The organism is Photobacterium sp. J15 (assembly GCF_963870815.1).
In the GTDB taxonomy this organism is placed as follows: Bacteria; Pseudomonadota; Gammaproteobacteria; order Enterobacterales; family Vibrionaceae; genus Photobacterium; species Photobacterium marinum.
In genome coordinates this window covers 529,058-551,833 of record NZ_CAWMUI010000001.1, presented here as the reverse complement: position 1 = coordinate 551,833, position 22,776 = coordinate 529,058, and the positions used below count along the sequence as shown (strand labels likewise).

The 22,776-nt window shown below is 49.4% G+C and carries 23 protein-coding genes and 17 tRNA genes; 36 read left to right on the top strand and 4 right to left on the bottom strand.

Translation table 11 applies throughout. The annotated features are described in order from the left end of the window. Positions 1–287: 287 nt before the first annotated feature. The 7 genes from metK to ruvX all read left to right on the top strand — a co-directional run bounded on the left by metK (position 288) and on the right by ruvX (position 5,912). Positions 288–1,442 (top strand): methionine adenosyltransferase, encoded by a 1,155-nt coding sequence (gene metK, locus AACQ93_RS02705; protein WP_064601982.1) that lies wholly within the window; start codon positions 288–290, stop codon positions 1,440–1,442. Between the two features lie 114 nt (positions 1,443–1,556). Beyond that, positions 1,557–2,036: a SprT family zinc-dependent metalloprotease gene (locus AACQ93_RS02700; protein WP_064601980.1), complete on the top strand. Its 480-nt coding sequence runs from the start codon at positions 1,557–1,559 to the stop codon at positions 2,034–2,036. Positions 2,037–2,170: 134 nt separating this feature from the next. Beyond that, entirely contained in the window at positions 2,171–2,875 is a 705-nt protein-coding gene (gene endA, locus AACQ93_RS02695) for a deoxyribonuclease I (protein ID WP_064601978.1), read from the top strand. Positions 2,876–3,057: 182 nt separating this feature from the next. Further along, positions 3,058–3,789, top strand: coding sequence for a 16S rRNA (uracil(1498)-N(3))-methyltransferase (rsmE, locus tag AACQ93_RS02690; RefSeq protein ID WP_064601975.1), 732 nt, complete (start codon positions 3,058–3,060; stop codon positions 3,787–3,789). A gap of 18 nt (positions 3,790–3,807) precedes the next feature. Then, complete coding sequence (gshB, locus tag AACQ93_RS02685; protein WP_064601973.1) at positions 3,808–4,755, top strand: glutathione synthase; 948 nt, start codon at positions 3,808–3,810, stop codon at positions 4,753–4,755. 156 nt (positions 4,756–4,911) lie between these two features. Next, positions 4,912–5,487: a YqgE/AlgH family protein gene (locus AACQ93_RS02680; RefSeq protein WP_064601970.1), complete on the top strand. Its 576-nt coding sequence runs from the start codon at positions 4,912–4,914 to the stop codon at positions 5,485–5,487. Further along, positions 5,484–5,912 (top strand): Holliday junction resolvase RuvX, encoded by a 429-nt coding sequence (gene ruvX / locus AACQ93_RS02675; protein WP_064601968.1) that lies wholly within the window; start codon positions 5,484–5,486, stop codon positions 5,910–5,912. The genes AACQ93_RS02680 and ruvX overlap by 4 nt, the downstream gene beginning before the upstream one ends. A gap of 382 nt (positions 5,913–6,294) precedes the next feature. Here ruvX and AACQ93_RS02670 read toward each other — a convergent pair whose 3' ends face one another. Both AACQ93_RS02670 and AACQ93_RS02665 read right to left on the bottom strand, forming a co-directional pair. Then, complete coding sequence (locus AACQ93_RS02670; RefSeq protein ID WP_064601966.1) at positions 6,295–7,401, bottom strand: PilT/PilU family type 4a pilus ATPase; 1,107 nt, start codon at positions 7,399–7,401, stop codon at positions 6,295–6,297. Between the two features lie 36 nt (positions 7,402–7,437). Beyond that, positions 7,438–8,475, bottom strand: a complete 1,038-nt coding sequence (locus AACQ93_RS02665) for a type IV pilus twitching motility protein PilT (RefSeq protein WP_064601964.1) — start codon at positions 8,473–8,475, stop codon at positions 7,438–7,440. Between the two features lie 23 nt (positions 8,476–8,498). Here AACQ93_RS02665 and AACQ93_RS02660 point away from each other — a divergent pair, with 23 nt between their 5' ends. The 7 genes from AACQ93_RS02660 (at position 8,499) to hemW (ending at position 13,484) form a co-directional block, all read left to right on the top strand. After that, positions 8,499–9,209 carry a YggS family pyridoxal phosphate-dependent enzyme gene (locus AACQ93_RS02660; protein ID WP_064601962.1) on the top strand — a complete coding sequence of 237 codons (711 nt, stop codon included), beginning with the start codon at positions 8,499–8,501 and terminating at the stop codon, positions 9,207–9,209. A gap of 80 nt (positions 9,210–9,289) precedes the next feature. Then, the gene (proC, locus tag AACQ93_RS02655; protein ID WP_064601960.1) at positions 9,290–10,108 is read left to right on the top strand and encodes a pyrroline-5-carboxylate reductase; all 819 of its coding nucleotides are present in this window, start codon (positions 9,290–9,292) and stop codon (positions 10,106–10,108) included. 9 nt (positions 10,109–10,117) lie between these two features. Then, positions 10,118–10,675 carry a YggT family protein gene (locus AACQ93_RS02650; RefSeq protein WP_064601958.1) on the top strand — a complete coding sequence of 186 codons (558 nt, stop codon included), beginning with the start codon at positions 10,118–10,120 and terminating at the stop codon, positions 10,673–10,675. Then, positions 10,672–10,965, top strand: a complete 294-nt coding sequence (gene yggU, locus AACQ93_RS02645; RefSeq protein ID WP_007466316.1) for a DUF167 family protein YggU — start codon at positions 10,672–10,674, stop codon at positions 10,963–10,965. Before AACQ93_RS02650 ends, yggU begins: the two co-directional genes overlap by 4 nt. A gap of 184 nt (positions 10,966–11,149) precedes the next feature. Then, complete coding sequence (locus AACQ93_RS02640) at positions 11,150–11,578, top strand: DUF4426 domain-containing protein (RefSeq protein WP_007466315.1); 429 nt, start codon at positions 11,150–11,152, stop codon at positions 11,576–11,578. A 155-nt stretch (positions 11,579–11,733) separates the two neighbouring features. Further along, entirely contained in the window at positions 11,734–12,327 is a 594-nt protein-coding gene (locus AACQ93_RS02635; RefSeq protein WP_064601956.1) for an XTP/dITP diphosphatase, read from the top strand. Continuing rightward, the gene (gene hemW / locus AACQ93_RS02630; RefSeq protein WP_064601954.1) at positions 12,327–13,484 is read left to right on the top strand and encodes a radical SAM family heme chaperone HemW; all 1,158 of its coding nucleotides are present in this window, start codon (positions 12,327–12,329) and stop codon (positions 13,482–13,484) included. Before AACQ93_RS02635 ends, hemW begins: the two co-directional genes overlap by 1 nt. Positions 13,485–13,584: 100 nt before the next feature. On the opposite strand, the gene glsB is transcribed toward hemW, so the two are convergent. Continuing rightward, positions 13,585–14,505, bottom strand: coding sequence for a glutaminase B (gene glsB / locus AACQ93_RS02625; protein WP_064601952.1), 921 nt, complete (start codon positions 14,503–14,505; stop codon positions 13,585–13,587). A gap of 104 nt (positions 14,506–14,609) precedes the next feature. Next, complete coding sequence (trmB, locus tag AACQ93_RS02620; protein ID WP_064601950.1) at positions 14,610–15,347, bottom strand: tRNA (guanosine(46)-N7)-methyltransferase TrmB; 738 nt, start codon at positions 15,345–15,347, stop codon at positions 14,610–14,612. A 220-nt stretch (positions 15,348–15,567) separates the two neighbouring features. Here trmB and mutY point away from each other — a divergent pair, with 220 nt between their 5' ends. The 22 genes from mutY to AACQ93_RS02510 all read left to right on the top strand — a co-directional run bounded on the left by mutY (position 15,568) and on the right by AACQ93_RS02510 (position 22,722). Continuing rightward, entirely contained in the window at positions 15,568–16,632 is a 1,065-nt protein-coding gene (gene mutY / locus AACQ93_RS02615; RefSeq protein WP_064601948.1) for an A/G-specific adenine glycosylase, read from the top strand. 105 nt (positions 16,633–16,737) lie between these two features. After that, positions 16,738–17,010, top strand: coding sequence for an oxidative damage protection protein (locus tag AACQ93_RS02610; RefSeq protein ID WP_064601946.1), 273 nt, complete (start codon positions 16,738–16,740; stop codon positions 17,008–17,010). A gap of 112 nt (positions 17,011–17,122) precedes the next feature. Continuing rightward, positions 17,123–18,256 carry a membrane-bound lytic murein transglycosylase MltC gene (gene mltC / locus AACQ93_RS02605; RefSeq protein WP_007466299.1) on the top strand — a complete coding sequence of 378 codons (1,134 nt, stop codon included), beginning with the start codon at positions 17,123–17,125 and terminating at the stop codon, positions 18,254–18,256. Between the two features lie 129 nt (positions 18,257–18,385). Next, positions 18,386–18,461: transfer RNA gene (locus AACQ93_RS02600), tRNA-Phe, on the top strand. Between the two features lie 33 nt (positions 18,462–18,494). Next, a tRNA-Asn gene (locus AACQ93_RS02595) sits at positions 18,495–18,570 on the top strand. A 47-nt stretch (positions 18,571–18,617) separates the two neighbouring features. Further along, positions 18,618–18,693, top strand: a tRNA-Thr gene (locus tag AACQ93_RS02590). Positions 18,694–18,727: 34 nt separating this feature from the next. Beyond that, a tRNA-Phe gene (locus AACQ93_RS02585) sits at positions 18,728–18,803 on the top strand. Positions 18,804–18,844: 41 nt separating this feature from the next. Next, a tRNA-Asn gene (locus AACQ93_RS02580) sits at positions 18,845–18,920 on the top strand. A 46-nt stretch (positions 18,921–18,966) separates the two neighbouring features. After that, a tRNA-Thr gene (locus tag AACQ93_RS02575) sits at positions 18,967–19,042 on the top strand. Between the two features lie 34 nt (positions 19,043–19,076). Next, positions 19,077–19,152, top strand: a tRNA-Phe gene (locus AACQ93_RS02570). A 41-nt stretch (positions 19,153–19,193) separates the two neighbouring features. Further along, positions 19,194–19,269, top strand: a tRNA-Asn gene (locus AACQ93_RS02565). 138 nt (positions 19,270–19,407) lie between these two features. Next, positions 19,408–20,034, top strand: coding sequence for a glutathione S-transferase family protein (locus AACQ93_RS02560; protein ID WP_064601945.1), 627 nt, complete (start codon positions 19,408–19,410; stop codon positions 20,032–20,034). Between the two features lie 124 nt (positions 20,035–20,158). Next, positions 20,159–20,234, top strand: a tRNA-Phe gene (locus AACQ93_RS02555). A gap of 33 nt (positions 20,235–20,267) precedes the next feature. Continuing rightward, positions 20,268–20,343: transfer RNA gene (locus AACQ93_RS02550), tRNA-Asn, on the top strand. Between the two features lie 47 nt (positions 20,344–20,390). Continuing rightward, a tRNA-Thr gene (locus tag AACQ93_RS02545) sits at positions 20,391–20,466 on the top strand. A 34-nt stretch (positions 20,467–20,500) separates the two neighbouring features. Beyond that, positions 20,501–20,576: transfer RNA gene (locus AACQ93_RS02540), tRNA-Phe, on the top strand. A gap of 41 nt (positions 20,577–20,617) precedes the next feature. Beyond that, positions 20,618–20,693, top strand: a tRNA-Asn gene (locus tag AACQ93_RS02535). 46 nt (positions 20,694–20,739) lie between these two features. Then, positions 20,740–20,815, top strand: a tRNA-Thr gene (locus AACQ93_RS02530). Positions 20,816–20,867: 52 nt separating this feature from the next. After that, positions 20,868–20,943, top strand: a tRNA-Phe gene (locus AACQ93_RS02525). A gap of 41 nt (positions 20,944–20,984) precedes the next feature. Beyond that, a tRNA-Asn gene (locus AACQ93_RS02520) sits at positions 20,985–21,060 on the top strand. A 74-nt stretch (positions 21,061–21,134) separates the two neighbouring features. After that, positions 21,135–21,210: transfer RNA gene (locus AACQ93_RS02515), tRNA-Thr, on the top strand. A 255-nt stretch (positions 21,211–21,465) separates the two neighbouring features. Continuing rightward, positions 21,466–22,722, top strand: a complete 1,257-nt coding sequence (locus AACQ93_RS02510) for an HD-GYP domain-containing protein (protein WP_064601943.1) — start codon at positions 21,466–21,468, stop codon at positions 22,720–22,722. The last annotated feature ends 54 nt before the right edge of the window (positions 22,723–22,776 follow it).

Sequence of the window (22,776 nt, the reverse complement as noted above, 5' to 3'; positions counted from 1 at the left end):
TGCAAACGTTTCCCTTAATAAAATAAGTCCGATATCAAATAAGCTAACCGGAAATTGACAAAAAAATACCAATCCCAACCCCACAGACGTAAACGTTTGCCTCAAGTTTTCAACATAATCCCTAATGTTTGTAATGTTGATTTTCTGTCGTTCCAGAGTATTATAGACGTCTAGACGGAGGTAGCTCTATACTTTCAAACGTATATCCGTATATGTTTTATCAATGATTTTGCAGATTTCAGAGCACCTCAATATCAATCCGTATCTACATAAAAGTGAGACCACGCATGTCAAAACACCTGTTCACTTCTGAGTCGGTATCAGAAGGTCATCCGGATAAAATTGCAGACCAGATTTCTGATGCTGTATTGGATGCGATCCTGGAACAAGACCCTAAGGCGCGTGTTGCGTGTGAGACCTATGTAAAAACCGGTATGGTGATGGTGGGTGGTGAGATCACCACTTCTGCATGGGTTGATATCGAAGAGCTGACTCGTAACACTGTTCGTGAAATCGGCTACGTAAACTCAGACATGGGTTTTGATGCGAACTCTTGTGCGGTTCTGAGTGCAATCGGTAAGCAGTCTCCGGATATCAACCAGGGTGTTGACCGTGAAGACCCTCGTGAAATGGGTGCCGGTGACCAGGGTATCATGTTCGGTTACGCGACTAATGAAACAGAAGTTTTGATGCCAGCACCAATCACTTACGCACATCGTCTGGTTGAACGTCAGGCTAAAGTTCGTAAGAACGGCACTCTGCCATGGTTGCGTCCTGATGCGAAAAGCCAGGTAACTTTTGCATACGATCAGGGTAAAATCGTTGGTATCGATGCTGTCGTTCTGTCTACTCAGCACTGTGAAAGCATTGAACTACCTGTACTACAGGAAGCAGTTATGGAAGAAATCATCAAACCGACTCTTCCTTCTGAGTGGCTGAACAAAGACACCAAGTTCTTCATCAACCCGACAGGCCGTTTCGTAATCGGTGGTCCAATGGGTGACTGTGGTCTGACTGGCCGTAAGATCATCGTTGATACCTACGGTGGCGCTGCACGTCACGGTGGTGGTGCGTTCTCTGGTAAAGATCCATCAAAAGTTGACCGTTCAGCAGCTTACGCAGCACGTTACGTTGCTAAGAACATTGTTGCCGCTGGCATGGCGGACCGCTGTGAAATCCAGCTGTCTTACGCAATCGGTGTTGCTGATCCAACATCAATCATGGTTGAAACTTTCGGTACCGAAAAAGTAGCTCACGACATCATTGTTGAAGCGGTGCGCCAGCACTTCGACCTGCGCCCTTACGGTATGCTTGAAATGCTTGACCTTCTTCAGCCTATTTACCAGAAGACAGCAGCTTACGGTCACTTTGGCCGTGATGAATTCCCTTGGGAAAAAACTGACAAAGCTGAACTTCTGCGCGACTTCGCAAAGCTTAAGTAAGCATTGCTGCAAACAAATTGAAAAAGGAAGCTTCGGCTTCCTTTTTTGTTTTCTGGGAACTCTCATTCGAATTCCCTATACTGCCCTGCTCCGGCGATAACATCAGATCCGACTATGACATCCCTTCAAAACCAGGTTATAGAGAAAGTCAGGCAGTGTATTGACCAGGCCAACCACCGCCTCAACAAACACTTTGCCATGCCAGCAGTCAGCTTCCGCCAACGGGGAAAAATTGCAGGAAGTGCCCGTTTGCAAGGCTGGGAAGTGCGCTTCAATCCGGTACTGCTGGAGGAAAATCCGCAGGCTTTTCTGGATGAAGTGGTTCCCCACGAAGTCGCTCACCTGGTTGCGTTTAAACTGTTTGGCAAAGTGCGTCCTCACGGCCGGGAATGGCAAATCATCATGACTGAAGTATTTGGCGTACCGGCCAGAACCACTCACAGCTTTGATATCACATCAGTTCAGGGGGCCACCTTCCTCTATCGCTGCCACTGTAGTGAGCATCACCTGACTATCCGACGCCATAACAAGGTTGTACGAAAGCAGGCGATATATCACTGCCGCAAGTGCCACCAGCCGCTTGAAGCCGTCTGACAGCTCTACCACCATACATTTCGTCCCATAACCGTTACACTATGTAATTTACAAAATAAAAAAGAGTGAACTGCTTCTAAAAACCACATTCAGTGATAACCTTGTCAGAACTGTTTCCAATGATAAGGCCGCACATGCAGCGCACTTTAAAATGGCTCGCCATCGGTTTACTGTTCCCAGCAACCGTGATGGCCGCCCACCCCTCATCATTCAGCAAAGCGAAGAAAATCGCCGTCAATATCTACCAGGAGCATCCGGTCAGCTTCTATTGCGGCTGTGACATCAAGTGGCAGGGTAAAAAAGGCATTCCGGATCTGGAAAGTTGCGGCTATGAAGTTCGCAAACAGAAGCGTCGTGCCAGCCGAATTGAGTGGGAACACGTGGTGCCGGCCTGGCAGTTTGGCCATCAGCTTCAGTGCTGGCAGGACGGCGGTCGAAAGAACTGCGGTAAAGATGCCAGGTTCCGCCGTATGGAAGCGGATCTTCACAATCTGACTCCGGCTATCGGTGAGGTGAACGGTGATCGCTCCAACTTCAACTTCCGTCCGTGGACCGGCGACAAGGGAGCCTTTTACGGCCAATGTGAAATGAAAGTCGACTTTAAGCAACGCCGTGCCGATCCGCCTCCGGCAGCTCGTGGCGCTATAGCCAGAACTTATCTGTACATGAGCGACAGATACCCGTTCCGTCTCTCCCGACAGCAACGCCAGCTGATGGAGGCCTGGGACAGGCAATACCCGGTCAGCGACTGGGAATGCCGCCGCGATGGGAAAATTGCAGAAATTCAGGGTAACCATAACCCATATGTTGAGAAGGCCTGTTCTCAGCGTAAAAACTAGTAAAAACAACAGCTACAATCCGGCCGTTGCTGCCAGGAGTCACAGTAACGGCCATCTAGCCACAGTAAAATCCACCTTCCGGACTTGGTTTTTTACTCCCCCGCATCCATGTATTAGCAAACAGCACAGTATTAATTGATATACTACCGCGAGATAAAACTAACTAGGTTATTGAGATAGCCATGAGAATCCCACGAATTTACCACCCTGAAGCTCTGCCTGCTCAGGGAAAAGTTATGCTCAGCGATGATGCCGCTAATCATGTTGGTCGTGTTATGCGTATGCAGCCGGGCCAGGAGCTGATGCTGTTTGATGGCAGCGACGCCGAATTTCCGGCAGTCATAACCGACGCTAGCAAAAAAAGTGTTGAAGTAGAAATCCAGTCACGCGAGGAAAACAGCGTTGAATCCCCGCTGGATATCCACCTCGGCCAGGTGGTTTCTCGTGGTGAAAAGATGGAATTTACCATCCAGAAATCTGTTGAGCTGGGCGTAAATACTATCACCCCTCTGATCTCTGAACGCTGCGGTGTAAAGCTCAACGCAGAACGTTTCGAAAAGAAACTTGCACAATGGCAGAAGATCGCCATCAGTGCCTGCGAGCAGTGCGGACGCAATACCGTACCGACTATCCGCCCGCTCATGAAACTGGAAGACTGGTGTGCAGAAGAGTTTGACGGCCTGAAACTAAACCTGCACCCGCGAGCCAGCTATTCGATCAACACCCTGCCAGAGCCAGTGAACAAGGTTCGCCTGCTGATCGGTCCAGAAGGTGGCCTGTCAGCTGAAGAGATCGGCATGACCGAACAATATAAATTCGATGAAATCCTACTTGGCCCACGCGTACTGCGCACTGAAACGGCAGCGATGACGGCAATCACTGCCCTGCAAGTTCGCTTCGGCGATTTAGGCTAATAACCCTAGGAGAAAGTAATGATCAAACTGGGTATCGTGATGGACCCGATTGAGTCTATCAACATCAAGAAAGATTCCAGCTTTGCCATGATGATGGAAGCTCAGCGCCGTGGCTGGGAAATCCACTACATGGAAATGAACGACCTGTCACTGGAACAGGGTAAGGCTATTGCTCGTACCCGTATTGTCAGCCTGAAAGAAGATCCAAACGGCTGGTTCGAATTCCACGGTGAGCAGGAAATCGCCCTGTCTGATCTTGATGCGGTACTGATGCGTAAGGATCCACCGTTCGATACCGAGTATATCTATGCCACTTACATCCTTGAGCGTGCCGAAAACGAAGGTGCTCTGATCGTCAACGAACCTCGCAGCCTGCGTGACTGTAACGAAAAGCTGTTCACCGCATGGTTCCCGGATCTGACTCCGACAACCCTGGTTACCCGCAGCGCTGACAAAATCCGAGCTTTCCATAAAGAGCACGGTGACGTGATCCTCAAGCCGCTTGACGGCATGGGCGGCTCATCGATCTTCCGCGTGATGGACGGCGATCCGAATGTATCAGTGATCATCGAAACCCTGACCAACCACGGTAATAACTACTGCATGGCTCAGACTTTCGTTCCTGATATCAGCAACGGCGACAAGCGTATCCTGGTTGTTGACGGCGAGCCGATCCCATACTGCCTGGCTCGTATCCCGGCTAAAGGTGAAACCCGCGGCAACCTTGCAGCAGGTGGTCGTGGCGAAGCCCGTCCAATCAGCGAAACAGACCGTAAGATTGCAGAAACCGTCGCACCGGTACTGAAAGAAAAAGGTCTGATTTTTGTTGGCCTGGATGTAATCGGCGACAAGCTGACTGAAATTAACGTTACCAGCCCGACCTGTATCCGTGAAATTGAAGCTGCCTTTGATGTTTCTATCACTGGTAAGCTGATGGATGCAATCGAGCGCCGCGTTAAGGCTTAATCTCCCTATACGGATTACCAACGCAGCCCGGTTGTTCCGGGCTGCGTTTTTTATGGCAGAGGCCGCAACAGAAGTTCCTCTTAACCATGCGTTAATACCATTTCTGAAGAATAATCGGCATACTGTAAGTAACAGGATATGTTGTAGGTAGACAAAATGAATTTAACCAATCATTTTCTGGTTGCCATGCCCTCCATGCAGGATCCGCACTTTAAAGGTAGTGTTGTCTATATCTGCGAACATAATGAAGACGGTGCTATGGGCTTAGTTATCAACCTGCCTATCGATATTTCCGTCGGGAACATGCTTGAGCAAATTGATATCGAACGCGACCTGCCGCTGGAAAATCCGACAAGCCTTGAGCAACCGGTTTTTAATGGCGGACCAGTTTCCGGAGACCGTGGCTTCGTACTTCACATGAACCTGAAGCCGGAGCACAACGATTTCAGCTCCAGTATCGATATCACCGAAAAATTATCGATCACCACATCGAAAGACATTCTGGCCCTGCTAGGAACCAGTGAAGCTCCGGAAAAATTTCTTGTTGCCCTGGGGTACGCAGGCTGGGGCGCAGGCCAACTAGAACAGGAAATGGCTGAAAATACCTGGCTGACCATGGAAGCCGATCCGGATGTTGTCTTCAACACCCCGATCAGCGAGCGCTGGGATAAAGCTATTGCCCGGCTTGGCATCAGTTCAGCCCATCTATCAATTGATAAAGGACATGCATGAGTAACTCACGCAGCGTATTAGCATTTGACTACGGCACCAAAAGTATTGGTGTCGCGATTGGCCAGGAAATGACTGGCACCGCCAACCCACTGGCTGCCTTGAAAGCTAAAGACGGGATCCCAAGCTGGGAAGCAATCGAAAAAATACTGAAAGAATGGCAACCGGATCTGATTGTTGTTGGCCTTCCTCTGGATATGGATGGCGGCGAACTCGAAGCAATTACGCCTCGCGCCAAAAAGTTTGCCAACCGCCTGCACGGTCGTTTCGGCTATCAAGTTGAACTTCATGACGAGCGCCTGAGCACCGCTGAAGCCCGAGCCGAACTGTTTGAACGCGGCGGTTATCGTAACCTGAGCAAAGGCAATATCGACTCCCAATCAGCCGTTGTGATCCTGGAAAGCTGGTTCGAACAGCAGTACGGATAAATTCAGGTTCGACAACACAAAAAACACTTAAGCGAGAGTTCTAATACTCTCGCTTTTTTTCGCGTTTTACCCACCTTTCAAAACGCAGCACGACCTCGCCAAGTAAAGCTGTACAGCTTTTCTTCCATTTTTCAGCCTGAAGCTGTCACCACTTATTGTAGTTCTCAAACAACCAGCGCGATCCCGCCTCGCATAAGGGATGATCAGCTTGTACAGCTTTTGGACACCTTAAACTCAAAAGCTCCATAAGCTGATCGCCTTTTCCACACAAAAAAAATAACCCTTACAGTTCATTCGGTTAAAGATAATGATCAATAAAAAAAGCTTTAGGATCATCACAACCCTAAAGCTTCATTACTTAGTCAACAGTCAGAGCAAGAACTTAATTCATATCGATCGTCACCCCATCCAGGGCGTTATTACTCAACTGATCTTTATTGCCCACCTTAATCATCAGGCGTAAGTCATTGGCTGAATCAGCATGGTGCAGCGCATCCTGCTCAGTGATCTTACCTGCACTGAACAACTCATACAGAGACTGATCAAAGGTCATCATTCCTGATTCACCAGATTTAGCCATGACATCCTTGATCTCATGCAGTTCACCACGACGGATCAAATCTGCCACCCGAGGCGAGTTGAGCAGGAGTTCAAATGCAGCGTGACGACCGACACCGTGCGCATCCGGGATCAATTGCTGAGCCAGAATACATTTCAGGTTCAGAGACAAATCAAACAGGAACTGATCGCGCCGCTCTTTCGGCACCAGGTGCAAAATCCGCTCAAGCGCCTGATTGGCGTTATTGGCATGCAGTGTCGCCATACACAGGTGACCGGTTTCGGCGAAGTTCATCGCATACTCCATGGTTTCCCGTGTCCGGATCTCACCAATCAAGATCATATCCGGCGCCTGTCGCAGTGAGTTTTTCAATGCGACTTCATAGCTCTCTGTGTCCAGCCCCACTTCACGCTGGGTAACAATACAGCGATCATGCTTATGAACGAACTCAATCGGATCTTCAACCGTTAGGATATGACCGCTACGGTTGGCATTACGAAATCCAGTCATCGCAGCCAGTGACGTTGACTTCCCCGAACCAGTAGCCCCGACCACCAATACCAGACCGCGCTTAGCCAGAGCCATTCGCTGCATGTCCATCGGCAGGTTCAGTTCGAAAATATCCGGGATCTCAGTTTCAATTCGTCGGATCACCATTCCCGGCAATTCTCGCTGCCAGAAGGCACTGATACGAAAACGCAACTCACCACGCACCAAGGCAAAATTCGCTTCCCGGGTTGAAGTAAACTCCTGCTGCAACTTACTGTCCATCGCCTCATTCACCATGAGATCGACAGCCTGGCGATCCAAAGGCTCCCCAAGTGGATGCAGGTTGCCGTCAATTCTTAACAGGCAAGGGGCATCTACAGTAATGTACAGATCCGATGCCTTGCATCGCACCATCTCTTCGAGGATCTGCTGTAAATTCATCGCTATTCCTTAGTTACTCTTTTCACCCGGCAGCATTTATAGCTGGACGAAGGCGCTGTCCACAATCCGACGGCCTTCCTCTGCCTCAACCAATCCCTGTGCCACCAGCATTTTGACACTCTGCTCCATGGTTTGCATCCCCATTGCCGAGCCCGTCTGGATCATAGAGTACATCTGCGCCACTTTATCCTCACGGATCAAGTTACGGATCGCCGGAGTCGCCATCATCACCTCATGAGCGGCTACCCGGCCGCCACTGATGCATTTAAGCAGGTTCTGTGAAATCACTGCCCGCAATGACTCAGAGAGCATAGAGCGTACCATCGCCTTATCATTACCAGGGAACACATCAATGATCCGGTCAACAGTCTTCGCAGCTGAACTGGTGTGCAGGGTCCCCAATACCAGGTGGCCAGTTTCCGCTGCCGTCAGTGCCAGGCTGATAGTTTCCATATCTCGTAGCTCACCCACCACAATGACATCCGGGTCTTCACGCAAAGATGAGCGCAATGCATTATGGAAGCTGTGGGTGTCACGGTGTACTTCCCGCTGGTTGATCAGGCTGCGTTTGCCTTCATGGACAAACTCCACCGGATCCTCAATGGTCAGAATGTGGCGGTTGTAGTTTTCATTAATGTAGTCCACCAGTGCGGCAATGGTGGTCGACTTACCGGAACCGGTAGCCCCGGTAACCAGCACCAACCCTCGCTGGCACTGCGCAATCTGATAAAACACATCAGGGACACTGAGTGATTCCAGAGTCGGGATTTTAACCGGGATAGTCCTGAACACGGCCGCCGCCCCACGAGACTGACGGAACGCATTAACACGAAAGCGGCCAACCTGTGGCAATTCAAAAGAAAAATCCACTTCCATCTTTTCTTCGTACTCTCGGCGCTGAGCATCATTCATAATGTCAAACACCAATCGGTGTACCTCACCATGCTCCAGCGCAGGCAAACTTAGTTTCCTAACATCACCATCGACTCTAATCATCGGCGGAACACCTGCAGAAAGGTGCAGATCAGAGGCATTATGCTTTACACTAAAGTCCAGTAGTTCGGTGATATCCATAAATTTTCCCCACAGAATCAATTATGAGTAGTATCAAACAAAATATTGAACAGGTCATCTCTCAGATAACCTCAGCAAGCGAAAAATGCGGTCGAGCAGCCGATTCCGTGCAACTACTGGCGGTAAGCAAAACAAAACCGATTGCAGCGATCGAAGAGGCAATTGCTGCCGGGCAGTTCGCATTCGGTGAAAACTATGTCCAGGAAGGAGTCGAAAAGGTTCAGCATTTCGCAGCCCACCAACAGGCTGACTCATTAAGCTGGCACTTTATCGGGCCTATTCAGTCGAATAAAACCCGGCTTATTGCCGAGCACTTCGACTGGGTTCATTCTATTGACCGGGCCAAAATTGCCCGCCGCCTGAGCGAACAGCGCCCGGCAGACATGCCGCCGTTAAATGTATTGCTGCAAATAAACACCAGCGGTGAAACCAGCAAATCCGGGGTTGCTTTTGAAGACCTGGAAGCTCTGGCTGACGAAATTGCCGCGATGCCAAATCTGGTACTGCGTGGCCTGATGTCGATACCGGAAAGAGCGGGCGACTATGACAGCCAGTACGCAGCATTCAAATCACTGGCCGATGCCAAAGAGAAACTGCAGGCAAAACACCCGCAGCTAGATACCCTGTCCATGGGAATGAGTGGTGATATGGAAGCGGCTATCGCTGCTGGCAGCACAATTGTCCGTATCGGTACCGCTATTTTCGGAGCCAGAGATTACAGCAACAAACAATAAAGGATGCTCAGCGCATTTATTCCTGAACACATTTAAGGAATATGCCGACCAACTTTGCGCTTTCTACACAAGGATTTAGCATGGAACAACGTTCAATCGCTTTTATCGGAGCCGGTAACATGGCCCGTTCAATCATTGCTGGCCTGATTTCCAGTGGTTACAAACCGGATATGATCACGGCAACGGCACCAAGCTCTGCCCGCCGTGAGCCCCTGGCACGAGATTACGGCATTCACACCAGCGACGATAACCTGCATGCAGCCGAGCTGGCAGATGTCATCGTACTGGCCGTAAAGCCTCAACTGATGGAAGAAGTCTGTCGTCCGCTTCAGGTACTCGATTTCAGCGGCAAGCTGGTTATTTCTATCGCCGCTGGCATCTCAGCCCAGCGCCTGAACGAAATGCTCAACACTGAGCTAAACCTGGTCCGCGTCATGCCAAATACCCCATCTCTGATCGGTAAAGGAATGAGTGGCATGTTCGCTCCGGCTTCAGTGGGCGCTGAAGATAAAGCCTTTGCCGAACACTTAATGAAAGCTGTCGGTGAAGTCTGCTGGGTAGAGCAAGAGGCTGGAATTAACGGTATTATTGCCGCTGCTGGCAGTGCGCCGGCTTACTTCTTCCTGTTTATGGAAGCAATGGAAGCCGAGGCGGTTAAACAGGGCTTTGACCCGGCAACCGCCCGCAAATTGGTGCAACAGTCCGCCGTCGGTGCAGCCGAAATGGTGATTGCCAACCCGGAGACCAATCTGGCCACCCTGCGTGAACAGGTCACCTCCAAAGGCGGAACCACCGCAGAAGCAATAAGAACATTTAACGAACACCAACTTAGTGATACCGTAGCTAAAGCAATGCGTGCTGCAGTTATCCGCGCTGAAGAAATGGAAAAGTTATTTTAAGGTTTAGATATGAATTCAATTGGTTTTTTAGTCAGTACCCTGTTCGACCTCTACATTATGGTCGTCCTGCTGCGCATCTGGCTCCAGTGGGCCCGGGCAGACTTCTATAACCCGTTCTCCCAGTTCATTGTAAGAGCAACCCAGCCTATTGTTGGTCCGCTACGTCGTATCATCCCGTCAGTCGGTTCGCTGGACTTAGCAACCCTGATCTTCGCTTACGTGCTAAGCATTTCCAAGTTTGTCCTGCTCCAGCTGGTACTGACCGGCGGCAATATGGCATTCAGCGCTGATTTCCTTTGGGTCGGTGGCCTGTCTCTGCTTAAAGCAACCGGTAGCCTGATCTTCTGGGTACTGCTGCTTCGTGCAATCCTGAGCTGGGTAAGCCAGGGCCGCAGCCCGGTTGAATACGTGATGCACCAACTGACTGAACCAATGACAGCACCAATCCGCCGTTTTATACCCGCTATGGGCGGCTTGGATCTGAGCGTGATTGTCCTTTTCATCGGCCTGCAGTTTGCCAATATCCTGATGGGTGATCTGATTGGTCCTATCTGGTTCCAGTTATGAGCCAACAAGCTGTAACCCAAAACGGCGACGATCTGGTAATACATCTGTATATCCAGCCTAAAGCAAGCCGTGACAAAATTGTCGGCCTGCATGGCGATGAACTGAAAGTTGCCATCACCGCACCACCGGTTGATGGCAAAGCCAATGCCCATCTGAGCAAATACTTGGCCAAGCAGTTTCGCGTAGCCAAAGGACAAGTGGTTATTGAAAAAGGCGAGCTTGGCCGCCACAAGCAGGTAAGGGTTGAAAGCCCGCGTGAAATCCCACAGGTCATTTCCGAACTGCTGTAAACCTAACACCCGCAACATACGATACAGCCCGGCCATATAGCCGGGCTGATACTATTAATGGTCAGCAACCACAAAATCACAGGCAACAATTAACAACAGCCACTGGCTATACTATAAGGATGTAATAATCGCCGGATTATCAGGGTCATATTGGTACCGGTGTGTGTCCAAGAAGGATAAAATCATGACTCGTATCTTATGTTTATTATCGGCACTACTCTTTACCGCACTCCCTGTAAATGCTGAGCAACTGAAAGACATCGGCAACCTTGAAGTTCACTACTCCAGCTTCCCGTCTACATTTTTGACGCCTGAAATTGCCAGTACTTACCGCATCCAGCGCAGCCGTTACTCGGCGATCGTCAATGTCACCGTACTGGATAAAAGTCAGGAAGGAAAACCGGCCGTCACTGCCGTACTAACCGGTAAAGCAAAAAACCTGCTCGGTACCATCAAGAACCTGACATTCCGCGAAGTCCGAGAAGGTAATGCTATTTACTACCTTGCCGAACTAGGCCATGCCAACGAAGAAAGCTTCAGTTTTACCATTGATATCAATCGCAACGGCACCAACGGTCAAATCGCTTTCCAGCAGACGTTCTTCGTCGACTAACCATTCTCTTTACGGTGGAGTCAAACGGCTCCGCCCTTACATTCCCTTCCTGTGTCCCAAAACTGGTGACAGCCTGAGATTGGTATTATCATAGCGCCCGTTATTACCAGTCCTTTTGATTACCTGTCCTTTTGCGGACCCACCGAGGAACAACGATGAGCAAACTAGTACTGGCCACTGGCAACCAGGGCAAAGTAAAAGAGATGGCAAGCCTGCTTGCAGACTTTGGTTTCGATGTTGTGGCACAAAGTGATTACAACGTTTCTTCTGTTGCTGAAACCGGCACCACCTTCATTGAAAACGCCATTATCAAAGCTCGTCATGCAGCAAAAGAAACCGGCCTGCCTGCCATTGCCGATGACTCTGGCCTGGAAGTGGACTACCTGAAAGGTGCTCCGGGTATCTACTCGGCCCGCTTTGCCGGTGAAGATGCTTCAGATCAGCAAAATCTGGAAAAACTGCTGAAAGAGATGGAAGACGTACCGGCTGAACAACGTACCGCCCGTTTCCACTGTGTACTGGTGATGATGCGCCATGAAAATGATCCGACGCCGCTGGTATGTCACGGCACCTGGGAAGGCAGCATCTCGACTGAAGCGCACGGCGAGAACGGCTTCGGTTACGACCCGATTTTCTGGGTACCGGAAGATCAGTGCGCCTCTGCCGAACTGGAGCCCGAGCGCAAAAAGCAACTGTCTCACCGAGGCAAAGCACTGCAAAAACTGTTTGCTGCCCTGAAGGACGCCTGATGCTAGTTCCACCACCATTAAGCCTGTATGTCCACATCCCGTGGTGTGTTCAGAAATGCCCGTACTGTGACTTCAACTCTCATGCGCTTAAAACAGATATCCCCGAACTGGATTATATTGATGCGCTGATTGACGATCTGGAAACAGATCTGAAGGCTTACCAATTGGAAGACGGCCACCGTTCGCTGCATTCGATCTTTATTGGTGGTGGTACACCAAGCCTGATTTCACCGGAAGAGATCGGCCGCCTGTTGCAAGCCATCGAAGCTCGGATCCCGTTCAGCCCGGATATCGAGATCACCATGGAAGCCAACCCGGGTACGGTCGAGTCCGGACGCTTCACCGCCTACCGAGAGGTTGGCGTCAACCGGATCTCAATCGGTATCCAGAGCTTCCAGGATGAGAAACTCAAACGCCTGGGACGGATCCATGGCCGCAACGAGGCTATCCGTGCGGCACAGCTGGCAGAAGAAGCCGAACTTAACAGCTTCAATGTTGATTTAATGCACGGCCTGCCGGATCAGTCGATCGAAGATGCCTTGTCCGATCTGAAACAGGCGATTGCACTGAACCCGCCCCACCTGTCGTGGTACCAGCTGACAATTGAGCCAAATACCCTGTTCTACTCAAAACCACCAACACTGCCGGATGATGACGACCTGTGGGATATTTTCGAACAGGGCCACCAGTTACTGACAGAAGCCGGTTATGTGCAGTATGAAATTTCCGGCTACAGCAAGCCCGGCAAACAATGCCAACATAACCTGAACTACTGGCGTTTTGGTGACTATCTGGGCATCGGCTGCGGCTCCCACGGTAAAATCAGCTTTGCTGACGGTGCCATCACCCGCACAGTGAAGGTGAAACACCCACGCGGTTATCTCAACCCGGAAAAACCGTATCTGGGTCAGGAAACTCAGGTCGACAGTGATGAGCGCCCGTTCGAGTTCTTCATGAACCGCTTCCGCCTGCTGGAGTCCTGCCCGAAACAGGACTTTGTCGAGCGTACCGGACTTCCACTGAGTACGATTCAAGCCCCTATCGAGTGGGCATTAAGTCAGAATTACCTGGAAGATTCAGGGGACGAATGGCAGATCACCGAACACGGAAAGCTATTCCTCAACGACCTGCTGGCCGCTTTTGTTGAAGAAGAGTAAAGCCTAGAGACAGATAAAATCAGGGGCGATGGTTATCAATAACCATCGCCCCTTTCATTTAATTGAGAACCAGCGTCAAAAGTAACGTCAAACTGCAAAATCAGAAGATAGAACGGCCAATCCTGTCTGCCAGTAATTCCAGAGCCGCCGTCCCCGCCAAGGAGTTACCACTCGGATCCAGCTCAGGTGACCATACCGCAATCGTCATCTCACCCGGAACTACGGCAATAATACCGCCACCGACACCGGATTTGCCCGGCATACCGACTCGATAAGCAAACTCACCAGCACCGTCATACAGGCCACAGGTTGCCAACAAGGCATTCATCTGCTTACTCTGGGTCTGGCTGATAATCGGCTCTTTTGCCCCTAGAGGCTGGCCTTTATTGGCCAGATAACTGAATGTCCTGGCCAAATCGACACAGCTCATTTTCAGTGCGCAGTAACTGAAGTAATTGGTCAGAACCGGCATTACCTCGTTATCAAAATTGCCGAACGAGCGCATCAGGTAAGCAATGGAAGCGTTGCGATCACTGTGCTGCATTTCAGATGTCGCCACAACCTTATCGTAAACAATATGCTGATCACCGGACAAATCACGCACCAGCTCCAGCATACGGTACTGAGGTGCCGACAGACGGCTGTGGAGCAGATCAGACACAATCAGCGCCCCAGCATTAATAAACGGGTTACGCGGGATACCGTTTTCCAGCTCAAGCTGAATGAGTGAGTTGAAAGCATGGCCCGACGGCTCCTTGCCCACTCGCTGCCAGATCTCTTCCGGTTTATACAACGTCATCGCCAACGTCAGGCTCAATACCTTGGAAATAGACTGGATAGAGAAACGCTCTTCACTATCGCCGGCCTGAATAATTTCACCATCGTTGTAACACACGGCAATACCAAGCTTATTGGCCGGAACTGTTGCCAATGCAGGAATGTAATCAGCAACTTTACCTTTACCAATCAAAGGCCTGACTTCATCCAAGATCTCATTTAGCAACGCTTCTGTTGGCTTCATTCTGTTTTCTCCAAGGCTAAAAAAGCCAACACAAGGTTGGCTTCTTTTATTATTTTGACGCTACAGGGCTTAATAATCAGTTTAAGCCTGTGCCATAGGGAAAATTATTCAGTTCGTGCGAACTTCATATCCCATACGCCGTGACCCAGACGGTGGCCACGCGCTTCAAATTTAGTCAGCGGACGCTCTTCAGGACGAGGAATGTAATCACCATCAGTCGCTGTATTGCGGTAACCCGGTGCAGCATTCATAACTTCCACCATGTGCTCCGCGTAATTTTCCCAGTCTGTTGCCATGTGGAAAATACCGCCAATTTTCAGCTTCTTACGCACCATCTCAGCAAATTCTGGCTGTACGATACGGCGCTTGTGGTGACGGGCTTTGTGCCATGGGTCAGGGAAGAACAGCTGAACTGTATCCAGGCTGCCGTCCGGGATCATGTAATTAAATACTTCAACCGCATCGTGGCACATTACACGCAGGTTAGTCAGGCCGGCTTCTTCAGCACCCATCAGGCAAGCACCGACACCCGGGCTGTGTACTTCAATACCGATGAAGTTTTTCTCCGGTGCGTTCTTCGCCATCTCAACCAGAGAGGCACCCATACCGAAACCGATTTCCAGCACTACCGGCGCTTCGCGGTTGAAGACTTCTTTCCAGTCCAGCATCTGCTGAGCAAAATCGACACCCATCGCCGACCAGTTATTATCTAAAGCCGCCTGTTGTCCTTTAGTTAAACGGCCCTCACGACGAACAAAGCTACGAACTTTACGTATCAGTTTGCCGTCTTCGGTAAATTCAGACATTGTAACTTCGCCTGAGGTCTTTGAAACTTCGCTCATCGTATTACCTAAACTAGAAAATCAAAAAAACTGGGGTCTGTTTATCTTTCAACTTTGAAGCATCAAAAGATGAGCAGAACCTGAGCATCGGCATTATCCAAAGTTATGGCTCAAGTGCAAGTCTGTCGTTTGCTACAGCCGTTAGTTTGTGGTGCAATCAGCACAAAAATTATCATAAAGGCACGCTTTTAAAGCTTGTCAGTAAAGTGAGCTAATTTCTGTGACCAATACCTTCTCTGAAGCCATTTTAGCGTGGTACGACAAATTTGGTCGTAAAACGCTGCCATGGCAGCTTAACAAAACGCCGTACAAAGTATGGCTTTCCGAAATCATGTTGCAGCAAACTCAGGTTGCAACCGTGATCCCGTATTTCGAGCGTTTTATGGAACGCTTCCCTACCGTCAGGGATCTCGCCGCAGCCGAGCAGGATGAAGTCCTGCACCTGTGGACAGGGCTAGGCTATTACGCCCGCGCCCGTAACCTGCACAAAGCCGCGCAGATGATTGTCTCTGAACATGGTGGTGAATTCCCGACCGATATCGAACAGGTGATGGCCCTGCCGGGGATCGGCCGTTCAACCGCCGGAGCCGTGCTTTCCCTGTCGCTCAAGCAGCACCATCCTATCCTCGACGGTAACGTCAAACGGACCCTGTCTCGCTGTTATGCTATTGAAGGCTGGCCAGGAAAAAAGGCGGTAGAAAATGCCCTGTGGCAAATCGCTGAAACCAACACTCCGGCAAAAGGTGTTGAACGCTATAACCAGGCCATGATGGATATGGGCGCGATGATCTGCACCCGAAGCAAGCCCAAATGCGACCTATGCCCGGTTACCGACATCTGCCAGGCCAAAGCCCAGCAACGCCAGCTCGACTTTCCTGGCAAGAAGCCTAAGAAAACCATGCCAGAGAAACAGGCCTGGTTCGCAATTTTCCAGTGCGGCGCAGAAATCTGGCTGGAGCAGCGCCCACCGGCCGGAATTTGGGGCGGCCTCTGGTGTTTCCCGCAACATGACCATCACGACCTGTCCGGTATTGTCGAACAGCGCCTTGGCACAAAAGTGGAAGTCAATCAGCCAGAGCAACTTGGTGCCTTTCGCCATACATTCAGCCATTACCATCTCGACATAGTTCCAATGTTATTCAGGCTGGATGACATGCCGGACATGATCAGGGAATCAGGTAAAGGCCAATGGTATAACCTCAATAATCCGGCGAAAATAGGTCTTGCCGCACCAGTGCAGCAGATCCTCGACAGCCTGCACTATGAGCTAAAGCAAAACAGGTAGTGATAAGCCGCTTTTAACCATCATCGGTGAAATCTAGAAGCGGCCGCTGCACTCTGGTATAACTAGCAACGTATTCATGACGATTGAAATTGAAGGAGCCACTCAATGAGCCGTACAGTATTTTGTGCTCGTCTGAAAAAAGAAGCGGAAGGTTTGGATTTCCAGCTTTACCCGGGTGAACTAGGCAAACGAATTTTTGACAATATCTCCAAAGAAGCCTGGGCAGAGTGGCAGGGTAAGCAAACCATGCTGATCAATGAGAAAAAACTTAACATGATGGATCCGGAGCATCGTAAGCTACTGGAAACAGAAATGGTGAGATTCTTGTTTGAAGGTCAGGATGTCGTTATCGACGGCTATACTCCTCCGAGCGAGTAAACGTCCTGACTTCACGATTTATTCATCTTCCGGTGTAATAATCTTTACCCGGATAAAGAGAAACTGACATCATTTGCCACCAACAAGTGATGTCTTTTTTTTACTGGGAATTATGAAAAAACGCGCGCTTTTACTGTCACTGCTTCTGCTAAGCGGATGCAGCCGTGAGTTTGTCGAAAAACTCTATGATGTCGACTATGCCACGACCAACCGCTTTGCCAAAAACCTTGCACCATTACCGGGGCAGTTCACTAAAGATGCCGCCGCCCTTGACCGTTTGATCAACAGTTTCAGCGGCCAGGTAAAACGCCACTGGGGTGATCATGATTCCCTGATTGCAGGTAAACGCCAGTACGTTAAATACACCGATGGCTACCTGAGCCGGGCCCATGTCGACTTTGTCCGCGGTCTGGTGATTGTGGAAACCGTGGCAACGACAGAGCCGGAAACCCACCTCAAAAAAGCCATTGCCACCACCCTGCTGACACCGGATAACCCGGCCGGGGTCGACTTGTATTCGGATTCCGAAATTGAGCTGAACGGTAAACCGTTCCTGTACGGTCAGGTATTGGATCAGGAAGGTAAAGCCGTCGAATGGTCATGGCGCGCCAATAAATTTGCCGACTACCTGATCAGCCACAAGCTGAAAAAACGCAAGATCCGTTACCAACAGGCCTATTACGTTGAAATCCCTATGGTGGCAGACCACGTCAACAAGCGTAGTTACAAATATGCCAGCATTGTTCGTGACGCTTCCCGCCGTTACGGGATCCCGGAAGATCTGATCTACGCGATCATCAAAACCGAGAGCAGTTTCAACCCTTATGCGGTCAGCCATGCCAATGCCTACGGTCTGATGCAGGTGGTACCGAACACCGCTGGCGCAGATGTGTTTAAGCTGGTTAAGAAGAAATCCGGTAAACCGTCACCGCAATACCTGTTTGATCCGGCCAAAAACATTGATACCGGCACCGCCTACTTCTACATATTGCGAAACCGTTACCTGAAAGAAGTCCGCAATCCGCAGTCGCTTCACTACAGCATGATTTCGGCCTATAACGGCGGCACTGGCGGCGTATTGAAGACATTCGACAGTAATCGCAAACGGGCAATGAATGACATCAATCGCCTGCAGCCAAATCAGGTTTACTGGGCACTGACGAACAAGCACCCGAAAGCGGAAGCCAGACGCTATCTGCAAAAGGTGACCAAGTTCCAGAAAGAGTTCAACCAGGGGAAAATCTAAAGTAATGACAAAGGAATAGCCGCATACGGCCACAACGTTCAAAAAGCAAGCAAGTGGTCATTGTGGTGACATTTTTCTAAAAAAAGTAGTTGACGGCGAGGCCGAAAACCCGTTTAATAGCGCTCCGTTGCCTCGATAGCTCAGTTGGTAGAGCAGAGGATTGAAAATCCTCGTGTCGGTGGTTCGACTCCGCCTCGAGGCACCATCTCTTTTTTTGATGGTGCAAGCAACAGACAATTCCCCCTTAGTTCAGTTGGTAGAACGGCGGACTGTTAATCCGTATGTCGCAGGTTCGAGTCCCGCAGGGGGAGCCAAATTTCGTTTTTGAGCCGATGGCTTGAGAACAGTAAAAATTTAGTGTGCCGACTTAGCTCAGTAGGTAGAGCAACTGACTTGTAATCAGTAGGTCACCAGTTCGACTCCGGTAGTCGGCACCATTTTTTGCAAAGTAAAGATAACCTCTTTACTTCTGCCTCGATAGCTCAGTTGGTAGAGCAGAGGATTGAAAATCCTCGTGTCGGTGGTTCGACTCCGCCTCGAGGCACCATTTTTCAACTTGGTGTCAAAGACACTTGGTTAAAGAATGATTCCCCCTTAGTTCAGTTGGTAGAACGGCGGACTGTTAATCCGTATGTCGCAGGTTCGAGTCCCGCAGGGGGAGCCACTTTCGTTTTTAAGCCGATGGCTTGGAAACAGTAAAGATTTAGTGTGCCGACTTAGCTCAGTAGGTAGAGCAACTGACTTGTAATCAGTAGGTCACCAGTTCGACTCCGGTAGTCGGCACCATTTTTTGCAAAGTAAAGATAATCTCTTTACTTCTGCCTCGATAGCTCAGTTGGTAGAGCAGAGGATTGAAAATCCTCGTGTCGGTGGTTCGACTCCGCCTCGAGGCACCATTTTTCAACTTGGTGTCAAAGACACTTGGTTAAAGAATAATTCCCCCTTAGTTCAGTTGGTAGAACGGCGGACTGTTAATCCGTATGTCGCAGGTTCGAGTCCCGCAGGGGGAGCCACTTAAGAAAGCCTTGTCGCAAGACAAGGCTTTTTTTCTATCTCCTCATTCCTAATTACCCCTAAAAATTGCTCTTTTTTGCTCCCTCCCGGTTTTAGACTAAGTTTATAACCATGCTTTTTCGCGCAGGGAAGAAAAAATGATCACGCTATATGGCTACCCCAGAACACGTTCGTTGAGAGTCTCCTGGCTATTAGAAGAACTGGGAATGGACTGGCGCTACCGCTTAGTCAACTTTGCCAAAGGCGAACATAAGGCCGCCGACTATCTTGCCCTATGCCCACAAGGCAAAGTACCTACGCTCTATGATGAAGGCATTGTTATTACCGAATCTGCCGCGATCTGCATCTATCTTGCAGAGAAATATGGACACCACTGGCTACCGGAATCAGCAACAGCAGAATCAGCGAAACATCTGGAGTGGATCAGTTTTATTATCACTGAACTGGAGCAGCCACTGTGGTCGATGGGCAAACACAAATTTGCCCTCCCCGAGCAGATCCGCCTGCCGGAAATGCTTTCTGTCGCGCGCTGGGAATTCAAGAAAGCAGTGCAAACAGCAGAAGCCTGGCTGCCTGATAGCGAGTTCCTGATTGGGAATTTTCCAACCGTTGCCGACATCCTGTTGACTCATACCCTGAATTGGGCAGTAAAGTTTGAGCAAAAGCTTCCGCCCAGGCTCGAAAATTACCGCCAGAAGGTAAGCCGACGCCCTGCTCTTCTGCGAGCCCTGAACCGTGAACAGCAAGCGCTAGCCGAAAGTTAATCTCGCGTACCAGCGCACAATAAGTTCAAAATACGAACAATCAGCGTAAAAAAACAGAGATTGAGCTTTTTTTATCAAAAAACCGTTGACGCAAAGCCGGAAAACCTTTTTAATGCGCCCCGTTGCCTCGATAGCTCAGTTGGTAGAGCAGAGGATTGAAAATCCTCGTGTCGGTGGTTCGACTCCGCCTCGAGGCACCATCTCTTTATTTGATGGTGCAAGCAACAGACAATTCCCCCTTAGTTCAGTTGGTAGAACGGCGGACTGTTAATCCGTATGTCGCAGGTTCGAGTCCCGCAGGGGGAGCCAAATTTAGTTTTTAAGCCAATGGCTTGAGAACAGTAAAAATTTAGTGTGCCGACTTAGCTCAGTAGGTAGAGCAACTGACTTGTAATCAGTAGGTCACCAGTTCGACTCCGGTAGTCGGCACCATTTTTTGCAAAGTAAAGATAACCTCTTTACTTCTGCCTCGATAGCTCAGTTGGTAGAGCAGAGGATTGAAAATCCTCGTGTCGGTGGTTCGACTCCGCCTCGAGGCACCATTTTTCAACTTGGTGTCAAAGACACTTAGTTAAAGAATGATTCCCCCTTAGTTCAGTTGGTAGAACGGCGGACTGTTAATCCGTATGTCGCAGGTTCGAGTCCCGCAGGGGGAGCCACTTTCGTTTTTAAGCCGATGGCTTGGAAACAGTAAAAATTTAGTGTGCCGACTTAGCTCAGTAGGTAGAGCAACTGACTTGTAATCAGTAGGTCACCAGTTCGATTCCGGTAGTCGGCACCATTTCTTCTCTTGTAGTAGAAAACAGCAAAGTAAAGATAACCTCTTTACTTCTGCCTCGATAGCTCAGTTGGTAGAGCAGAGGATTGAAAATCCTCGTGTCGGTGGTTCGACTCCGCCTCGAGGCACCATTTTTCAACTTGGTGTCAAAGACACTTGGTTAAAGAATAATTCCCCCTTAGTTCAGTTGGTAGAACGGCGGACTGTTAATCCGTATGTCGCAGGTTCGAGTCCCGCAGGGGGAGCCACTTTTCGATTTAAGCATTAGCTTGAAAAGAATAAAAACAAAGTAGTTTTTCTCAACAGAGAATCACTGCGCACCGCCGACTTAGCTCAGTAGGTAGAGCAACTGACTTGTAATCAGTAGGTCACCAGTTCGATTCCGGTAGTCGGCACCATTCTTTAAAACCTCATCATCTGATGAGGTTTTTTTTCATCTCTCGCTTTCAAATATCATCGAATTTCATATTGGGCCACGCCAAAGATATAGTTTACAATGATAGCAATAAGCAGAATGCCTACAGTTTCATTAAATCACTGCATTTTATGCCATAGCTATGCACATGATTTTCCCACAAGCAAACTGACTCCGGCAAACTGCATATAACCCTACAGGTGTATAAATATTACGATAACAGGTTGCGCTAAAAATAATGGCAAGTATCAAACTCTCAGTAGAGCGCTTAACCGAAGGTTTATATATTAAGCTCCCCTTACAGTGGACTGATCACCCTTTTCTACTGAACCATTTTAAGATTAAAGATCACCAGCAAATCCGCCTTATCAAGAATCTGGGCGTTAAGTTTGTCTATCTGATCCCTGAAAAAAGTGACACTAAGCCACTTGACCCTGATACGCCGGTAGATGCCCTGACCGAAGATGAAAGCCACTTTCTTGATCGCCAGGCCGAGAAACTGTGGAAAGAAAAACAGGGACGCATCACCCGGCTGAAAAACTACAAACTCAAGCTACAACGCTGCGAGAAAAACTTTAACCGTTCAATGGGACAATTGCGCTCCATTGTCGGCAAAATTAAAAGTCGTCCGGTCACCGCTATTCAGGAAGCAGAAGGCCTGGTGGAAGATATGGTTGACGCTCTGCTTGAAAGCGACAGCATCGCTCTCCACCTGATGAATGATTCAAAAGAGTCGGAAGATATCTACTTTCACTCACTGAACGTCGCCATTCTATCGATGATGCTGGCCAAGTCCTGTGGCAAATCCGCAAGGGAAATCAAGACGATTGCTCTGGGTGCCTTGTTCCACGATATGGGTAAACTCAAAATTCCTTCTGCGATTCTACGTAAGACAACGCCATTGACAGAACCGGAGCAGAATTACCTTAAGCTACACACAAAATACAGTCTGGATCTGGCCAACCTTGCCGAAAGCTTCCCGGAAGCAGCCAAACCCATCCTGAGCCAGCACCATGAGCTGCTTGATGGCAGCGGCTATCCGAGTCAGCTTAAAGGTGATGAGATTGACAACAATGCCCAGTTGGTAGCCATTGTTAATGCTTATGACACGCTCTGCCACCCACAGGATCCGAACAAAGCCCGAATCCCTTACAGTGCTCTCTCCTACCTGTTTAAAAACAAGAAAGAGCAGTACAACAGCGATTACTTAGCACTCTTTATCCGCCTGATGGGGGTATATCCTCCGGGTAGTGTGGTTCAACTGTCTAATCAACAGCTTGGTCTGGTGATTTCAGTTAACACTGAAAGCCTGCTGTTTCCGAATGTGCTGCTCTATGACCCGTCAGTACCTTCCAACGAAGCACCGATCATCGATCTGGAAGAAAGCGATCTCAGGATTGAACAGGCAATCCCGCCGCACAAGCTGCCGGAAAACGTCCACACCTACCTCAATCCACGCATTCGAATGTCGTTCTACTTCGATGCCGATGACTAAGCCTAAAAAAATCGCCCGGTATAAACCGGGCGATTTGCTATCACTTCGAATGTA